General features: G+C 65.0%; 7 protein-coding genes. All 7 read left to right on the forward strand.

Annotated features, from left to right (window positions below; translation table 11 throughout):
• Positions 1–169 precede the first annotated feature (169 nt).
• The 7 genes from ASE31_RS03960 (at position 170) to ASE31_RS03990 (ending at position 7177) form a co-directional block, all read left to right on the forward strand.
• Entirely contained in the window at positions 170–1420 is a 1251-nt protein-coding gene (locus ASE31_RS03960) for an ABC transporter substrate-binding protein (protein ID WP_057200197.1), read from the forward strand.
• Positions 1421–1511: 91 nt separating this feature from the next.
• Positions 1512–2630 carry a carbohydrate porin gene (locus tag ASE31_RS03965; protein WP_057200198.1) on the forward strand — a complete coding sequence of 373 codons (1119 nt, stop codon included), beginning with the start codon at positions 1512–1514 and terminating at the stop codon, positions 2628–2630.
• A 168-nt stretch (positions 2631–2798) separates the two neighbouring features.
• Positions 2799–3683, forward strand: coding sequence for a carbohydrate ABC transporter permease (locus ASE31_RS03970; RefSeq protein WP_057200199.1), 885 nt, complete (start codon positions 2799–2801; stop codon positions 3681–3683).
• On the forward strand, positions 3673–4542 hold the full coding sequence (locus ASE31_RS03975; RefSeq protein ID WP_057200200.1) for a carbohydrate ABC transporter permease: 870 nt from the start codon (positions 3673–3675) through the stop codon (positions 4540–4542). The genes ASE31_RS03970 and ASE31_RS03975 overlap by 11 nt, the downstream gene beginning before the upstream one ends.
• Positions 4543–4554: 12 nt before the next feature.
• The gene (locus tag ASE31_RS03980) at positions 4555–5616 is read left to right on the forward strand and encodes an ABC transporter ATP-binding protein (RefSeq protein WP_057200201.1); all 1062 of its coding nucleotides are present in this window, start codon (positions 4555–4557) and stop codon (positions 5614–5616) included.
• A 172-nt stretch (positions 5617–5788) separates the two neighbouring features.
• A complete protein-coding gene (glk, locus tag ASE31_RS03985) occupies positions 5789–6760 on the forward strand; it encodes a glucokinase (RefSeq protein WP_057200267.1) in 972 nt (323 codons plus the stop codon).
• Positions 6761–6763: 3 nt separating this feature from the next.
• Positions 6764–7177, forward strand: coding sequence for a VOC family protein (locus ASE31_RS03990; RefSeq protein WP_082604016.1), 414 nt, complete (start codon positions 6764–6766; stop codon positions 7175–7177).
• Positions 7178–7331 lie beyond the last annotated feature (154 nt).

Raw genomic sequence — 7331 nt, forward strand, 5'->3', positions numbered from 1 at the left:
AAAACAGGGTGGTAATTCGATAACAGCCAAATTCCATTGGCATGTAACCCACACCCTCGGGAAAGCCCTGATATGTTCATTAATTATTGTAATTAAAGTACCGACTGCGCTGAACGCCACCGGTAAGCCGGCGCACAAAACGGATTCACACAAACGAGGAGACAAGGGTATGTGGAAGTTGACAAAAGTCGCCGCCGTCGCGGCGGTTCTGGCGGCATCGGCGTCCGCCGGTGCCGGGGAAGTGGAGGTCCTGCACTACTGGACTTCGGGCGGGGAAGCCAAGTCGGTGGCCGAACTCAAGAAGATCATGCAGGGCAAGGGCCATACCTGGCGTGACTTCGCCGTGGCCGGTGGCGGTGGCGACAGCGCCATGACCGTGCTCAAGAGCCGCGTGATCTCGGGCAACCCGCCGTCCGCGGCCCAGACCAAGGGCCCGGCGATCCAGGAATGGGCGTCCGAAGGCGTGTTGGCCAACATGGACGCACTGGCCAAGGCCGAGAAGTGGGACGACCTGCTGCCCAAGGTGGTCGCGGACATCATGAAGTACAAGGGCGCCTATGTGGCCGCCCCGGTCAACGTGCACCGCGTCAACTGGATGTGGGGCAGCTCTGAGGCCCTGAAGAAGGCCGGCGTTGCCGCCATGCCCAAGACCTGGGACGAGTTCTTTGCCGCAGCCGACAAGCTCAAGGCCGCAGGCCTGGTGCCCGTGGCCCACGGTGGCCAGAACTGGCAGGACTTCACCACCTTCGAATCCGTGGTGCTCGGCGTCGGTGGTCCCAAGTTCTACCAGGACGCGCTGGTCAAGCTCGATGACAAGGCCCTCAACAGCGACACCATGAAGAAGTCGCTCGAGACCTTCCGCCGCATCAAGTCGTACACCGACCCGGGCGCTCCCGGCCGCGACTGGAACCTGGCCACGGCCATGCTGATCCAGGGCAAGGCGGGCTTCCAACTGATGGGCGACTGGGCCAAGGGCGAGTTCCTGGCGGCCAACAAGGTGCCGGGCAAGGACTTCATGTGCGCCGCAGCACCGGGCACGACCACGTCGTACACCTTCAACGTGGACTCGTTCATCCTGTTCAAGCTCAAGGATGCTTCCGCCCAGAAGGCGCAAAGCGACCTGGCCAGCTCCATCATGAGCCCCGAGTTCCAGGAGGTGTTCAACCTCAACAAGGGCTCCATCCCGGTGCGCGCCGGCCAGAAGATGGACAAATTCGACGACTGCGCCAAGGCCTCCGCCAAGGACTTCGCCGACACCGCCAAGAGCGGCAGCCTGCTGCCCAGCGTGGCCCACGGCATGGCGATTGCGCCCGCCACGGAAGGCGCCATCAAGGACGCCGTCAGCCAGTTCTGGAATGACGACAAGGTGAGCGTCGCCGACGCCATGAAGAAGATCGCGACCGCCGCGAAAACCAAGTAAACCAACACTGAGGGATCCCATCATGATGAAAAGAAACCGCCTCACGGCGGTGGCTTTGGCCGCCGCATGCGCGATGAGTAGTGCCATGGCAATGGATGTTGCCGGCTTCGAGTTCAACGGTTACTCCCGGGGTGGCCCGGTGTTCAACCACTCCGACGGCGTCAAGGGCAACCTGGCCCTGGGCGGCGAGCTGCAGAAGTACCGCCTGGGCAACGAAGGCGACAACGGCATCGAAGTCAACTTCGCCCGCAGCTTCGAGGCTGGCGGCATCAAGTGGAAGCTGAACTACATGCCCGCCAAGTGGGGCAGTGGCGACATCAGCACCGAGCAGGCCTACGTGGAAATGAGCGGCTTCTCGTTCTCTCCCGAAGCCAAGTTCTGGGTCGGTCAGCGCCGCCTGCGTATCCAGGACGTGCACATCGTCGACTACTTCCTGCTGAACTACGGCGACAACGTCGGTGCTGGCGTGACCGACGTGCCGATCGGCGGCATGAAGCTCGGCGTGGGCTTGTTCAGTGGCGACAAATTCGATGGCAACCTGCCCAACGACGTCAAGGCCCAGCGCCTGAATGTCGACTTGTCCGAGATCAACACCAACCCGAACGGCAAGCTGCGCGTGCTGCTGACGGCGGTGGGCGGCAAGAACCAGGTCAACGGCGGCTCGGGCTCGGGCCTCTCGCTGATGCACACGCAAAAGGACTTCCTGCTGTCGGGCGTGAGCAATACCCTGTACCTGCAAGGTTCGCGTGGCCATGCCCGCATCGATGGCGAGTTCGAGGCCATCGACGGCACCCGTGCCGGCCGGCGTTCCACGCGCATCGCCGACTCCATCAACTGGCAAAGTGGTCCCTTCGGTGGTCAGGCTCTGATTGGCTACCAGACCAACAAGACCGACCTGACGAATGTGGAGACCAAGGACTTCTCGCTGGGCGGACGCGGCTCGTACGCCATCACGCAGAACTTCAAGGCCCTGGCCGAAGTGTCGACCACCACGCGCAAGGGGACCGGTCCCGACCAGCGCCTGAGCAAGGTGACGCTGGCTGGCGCCCTGGCCATGAACGAGGACTTCTGGTCGCGCCCCGAGCTGCGTCTGTACGTGACCAAGGCCAACTGGAACCAGGCCGCCGCCGTGGCGAACGCCGCGACCTTCGGCGCCAATGGAAAGACCTCGCGCACTCTGGTGGGTGTGCAGTATGAGATCTGGTGGTAAGGAGAGAGTGAGTGTGAAAGCGAGTTAAGTCAGAGGTGACTTTGTTCTTGGGGGGCACTCCCTGTGTGCCCCCTTTTTTTCTTGTTGTTTTTCCTGTTGACGTGTTGATGGTCGGCGTGGCCGTCGCCCATGTCCCAGCCAGCGTATGCACCCGATTCCTCTTTTGCAATGACGACCAAGAACTCTTTTGAATCCTGGCTGCCCAAGCTGGTCGTGGCACCGGCCTTCGTGCTGGGTTTTGCCTTCATCTACGGCCTGATGGTGTGGAACGGGGTGCTGAGCCTTTCCGCATCGCGCATGCTGCCCAACTACGAATGGGCGGGCCTGGCGCAGTATGAAAAGCTCTGGGAGATGGACCGCTGGTGGGTCGCCCTCAAGAACCTGGGCATCTTCGGCGTCGGCTACGTGGGCGGCTCCCTTGCCATCGGCGTATTGCTGGCCGTGCTGCTGGACCAGAAGATACGCGCCGAGGGCGCGTTGCGCACCATCTACCTGTACCCCATGGCACTGTCGTTCGTGGTCACGGGCACGGCATGGAAGTGGCTGCTCAACCCGGGCCTGGGCATCGAGAAGATGGTGCGCGACTGGGGTTTCCCCAATTTTGAATTCGGCTGGCTGGTGGACACCGACATGGCCATCTACTGCGTGGTGATCGCGGGCATCTGGCAGAGCGCAGGCTTTGCGATGGCGCTGTTCCTGGCCGGCCTGCGCGGCATAGACGACAGCATCATCAAGGCCGCCCAGGTCGATGGCGCCTCGCTGCCGCGCATCTACTGGCGCATCGTGCTGCCGGCGCTGCGGCCGGTGTTCTTTTCCACGCTCATGGTGCTGTCGCACCTGGCGATCAAGAGCTTCGATCTGGTGATGGCGCTCACGGCCGGCGGGCCCGGCTATGCCACCGACGTGCCCGCCACCTTCATGTACACCATGTCGTTCTCGCGCGGCCAGATCGGCCTGGGCGCGGCCAGCGCCACCATGATGCTGGCCACCGTGGCTGCCCTGGTCATCCCCTACCTGTACAGCGAATTGCGCAGCAAACCCCATGACCGCTAAGCCCTCCTTTTTCCCTTCGGTGGGCCGCCTGCTGGTCTACGTGGTACTGGCCCTGGCCACCGCCTTCTTTCTGCTGCCGCTGTACGCGATGCTGGTCACCTCGTTCAAGGATGCCGAGGAGATCCGCAGCAGCTCGCTGCTGGCGCTGCCCGCTGCGCTCAACCTGTCTTCCTGGAGCACGGCCTGGTCCAGCGCCTGCACGGGGGTGGACTGCAATGGCCTGCGCCCCTTCTTCTGGAACTCGGTGGCCATGGCCGTGCCGGCCGTGCTGGTCTCCACCGTCTGGGGTGCGCTCAATGGCTATGTGCTCAGCCTGTGGAAGTTCCGCGGCAGCGATGCGTTGTTCGGCATGCTGCTGTTCGGCGTGTTCATGCCCTTTCAGGTGGTGCTGCTGCCCATGAGCCAGGTGCTGGGCTGGCTCGGGCTGTCGAGCTCCATCACCGGACTGGTGATGGTGCACTGCCTGGCGGGTCTGGCCGGCACCACGCTGTTCTTTCGCAACTACTACGCGGCGATACCGAAGGAGCTGGTGAACGCGGCGCGCATGGATGGCGCGAGCTTCTTCCAGATCTTCTGGCGCATCGTGCTGCCGCTGTCCACGCCCATCATCATGGTCACGCTGATCTGGCAGTTCACCAACATCTGGAACGACTTCCTGTTCGGTGTGGTCTTCTCGGGCACCGACTCCAAGCCCGTGACGGTGGGCCTGAACAACCTGGCCAACACCAGCTCCAGCGTGAAGGCCTACAACGTGGACATGGCGGCCGCCATCATCGCGGGCCTGCCGACCATGGTGATCTACGTTCTCGCAGGCAAGTTTTTTGTGCGCGGCCTGACGGCTGGCGCGGTCAAAGGTTAGAGGTAAGAAATCATGGCGTCTTCATTGGACATAGTGAGCATCAACAAGCGCTTCGGCAAGGGTGACAAGAGCGTGGAGGTGCTGCGCAAGATCGACATTCACGTGGCACCGGGCGAGTTCCTGATCCTGGTGGGGCCCTCGGGCTGCGGCAAATCGACCCTGCTGAACATCATCGCGGGGCTCGATGAGCCGACCGAGGGCGAGATCCGCATCGCCGACAAGAACGTGGTGGGCATGCCCCCGCGCGACCGCGACATCGCCATGGTGTTCCAGAGCTATGCGCTGTACCCCACGCTGAGCGTGGCGGACAACATCGGCTTTGCGCTGGAGATGCGCAAGATGCCCAAGCCCGAGCGCAAGAAGCGCATCGACGAGGTAGCCGCCATGCTGCAGATCACCCACCTGCTGGACCGCCGGCCCAGCCAGCTGTCAGGTGGGCAGCGCCAGCGCGTGGCCATGGGCCGGGCCCTGGCGCGCCAGCCGCAGCTGTTCCTGTTCGACGAGCCGCTGTCCAACCTCGACGCCAAGCTGCGCGTGGAGATGCGTGCCGAGATCAAGCGCCTGCACCAGGCCAGCGGCATCACCAGCGTCTACGTGACGCACGACCAGGTCGAGGCCATGACGCTGGGCTCGCGCATTGCCGTCATGAAGGGCGGCGTGGTGCAGCAACTGGGCACGCCCGACGAGATCTACAACCACCCGGCCAACACCTATGTGGCGACCTTCATCGGCTCGCCCACCATGAACCTGCTGCGCGGTACGCAGGCGGCCGGTCACTTCGCCATCCAGGGCGTGTCGCTGGACCTGGCGGCCCCTCTGGCCGCCCCCGAGGTGCTGCTGGGCGTGCGCCCCGAGCACCTGGTGATGCAGGACAGCTCGCCCTGGCGTGGCGAGGTCAGTGTGGTTGAGCCCACCGGCCCCGACACCTACGTGATGGTGGACACCGCAGCCGGCAGCATGACGCTGCGCACCGACGCGCAGACGCGCGTGAAGCCCGGCGACCGCGTGGGCCTGGCCGTGGCACCGGCGCACGCGCACTGGTTCGACACCGGTACCGAGCAGCGCATCGCCTGATCCCGCAAGGCGGCAACCCCCGCCGGCCTTCGGCCTCGCTGTATGGGGGCTTTGACCCGGCTGCTGTGGGCGTTCTGGGTTAAAAACCTGTTTGCGTCGGCTCTGCCGTTTTCAGCCATCCAATTCCGGGTGAGCGGTCCGCTGCCTTGTGGTGGACGCTGCCCCTTCGACCATGCCCGCAACACGCCTCCTCGCCGACATCGGCGGCACCAACATCCGCCTGGCCTGGCAGGCCCCGGGCGACGACACGCTGCACGACACGCGCGTGCTGCAGTGTGCCCAGTACCCCACGGTGGATGCCGCCATCCGCACCTACCTGGCCGAGGTGGGCATTGCCGCGCCGCAGGAGGCGGCCTTCGGCATTGCCAACCCCGTGACGGGTGACGCCATCCGCATGACCAACCACAGCTGGAGCTTTTCGCAGAAGGCCGTGCGCGAGGCCTTTGGTTTTGTGCGGCTGGTGGTCATCAACGACTTCACCGCGCTGGCCCTGGCGCTGCCCTTGCTCACGCCCGACCTGCTACGCCAGGTGGGCGGCGGCCAGGCCGTGCCGGGCGAGGCCATCGGCCTCGTCGGGGCCGGTACCGGCCTCGGTGTCTCGGGTCTGGTCTTCCCGCCCCACTCGCCGGCTGGCGTGCCGCTGTCGGGCGAGGGCGGGCACGTCACGCTGGCGGCCGACACGCAACACGAGTTCGACGTGCTGCGCGTGCTGCACGAGCGCTATGGCCATGTGTCGGCCGAGCGCGCCGTCTCGGGCGCGGGCCTGGTGGACCTGTACCACGCGGTGCGCACCGTGGCGCACGCCGGTGGCACCGAGGTCAGCTCGGCCGCGCAGGTGACCGAGATGGCCCTGCAGGCCAAGGACCCGCTGGCACTGCAGGCGCTGGACCTGTTCTGCGGCTTCCTGGGCAGTGTGGCCGGCAACCTGGCGCTCACGCTGGGCGCGCGCGGCGGGGTGTACATCGGCGGCGGCATGGTGCCGCGCCTGGGCGAGTGGTTCGACCAGTCTTCCTTTCGCCAGCGCTTCGAAGCCAAGGGCCGCTTTGCGCCGTACCTGGCGTCGATTCCGTGCTGGATCATCGACCCGAGCGCCACCCCGGCGCTCTACGGGGCCTCGCGCGCGCTCGACATCGCGGGTGTCTGAGCCGTGGCGAGCCTGCCGCCGCTGGCGCTTGCGGGCGTGCACCATGTGGCCCTCATCGGCTCGGACTACGCACGCTCCAGGCGCTTCTATACCGAGGTGCTGGGCCTGGCCGTGGTGAACGAGACGTACCGCGCTGAGCGCCAGTCGTACAAGCTCGACCTCGCGCTGCCCGATGGCACGCAGATCGAGCTGTTCTCGTTTCCCGAGGCGCCGCCGCGCCCCTCCTACCCCGAGGCCTGCGGGCTGAGGCACCTCGCGCTGCGGGTGGGCGACCTCGACGCCAGCCTGCAGGCCCTGGCCGCCCATGGTGTCGCGGCCGAGCCCGTGCGCATGGACCCGTTCACGGGTTGCCCCTTCACGTTTATTGCGGACCCCGACGGGCTGCCCATCGAACTGGTAGGCCCGCAGCCGGCATAGTCAGTCCTTTTTGGAGAGGGCGATGCCGCGCAGGGAAACCTGGGCGGCATTTTTCATTGCGGCGCATGCATGACCGCTGCAGCATTGTTTTCAAAACTGGAACAGTCAGTTCGCGACTGGGTGGTTTTTCTTTGATCACCTGCGGCGTACAGTT

The organism is Acidovorax sp. Root217 (genome assembly GCF_001428645.1).
In the GTDB taxonomy this organism is placed as follows: domain Bacteria; phylum Pseudomonadota; class Gammaproteobacteria; order Burkholderiales; family Burkholderiaceae_C; genus Acidovorax.

Excerpts from the sequence above, each read along its gene's own strand:
- ASE31_RS03960 (WP_057200197.1), top strand. The coding sequence starts at position 170 with ATGTGGAAGTTGACAAAAGTCGCCGCCGTCGCGGCGGTTCTGGCGGCA.
- ASE31_RS03980 (WP_057200201.1), top strand. The coding sequence starts at position 4,555 with ATGGCGTCTTCATTGGACATAGTGAGCATCAACAAGCGCTTCGGCAAG.
- glk (WP_057200267.1), top strand. The coding sequence starts at position 5,789 with ATGCCCGCAACACGCCTCCTCGCCGACATCGGCGGCACCAACATCCGC.
- ASE31_RS03975 (WP_057200200.1), top strand. The coding sequence starts at position 3,673 with ATGACCGCTAAGCCCTCCTTTTTCCCTTCGGTGGGCCGCCTGCTGGTC.
- ASE31_RS03965 (WP_057200198.1), top strand. The coding sequence starts at position 1,512 with ATGGATGTTGCCGGCTTCGAGTTCAACGGTTACTCCCGGGGTGGCCCG.
- ASE31_RS03970 (WP_057200199.1), top strand. The coding sequence starts at position 2,799 with ATGACGACCAAGAACTCTTTTGAATCCTGGCTGCCCAAGCTGGTCGTG.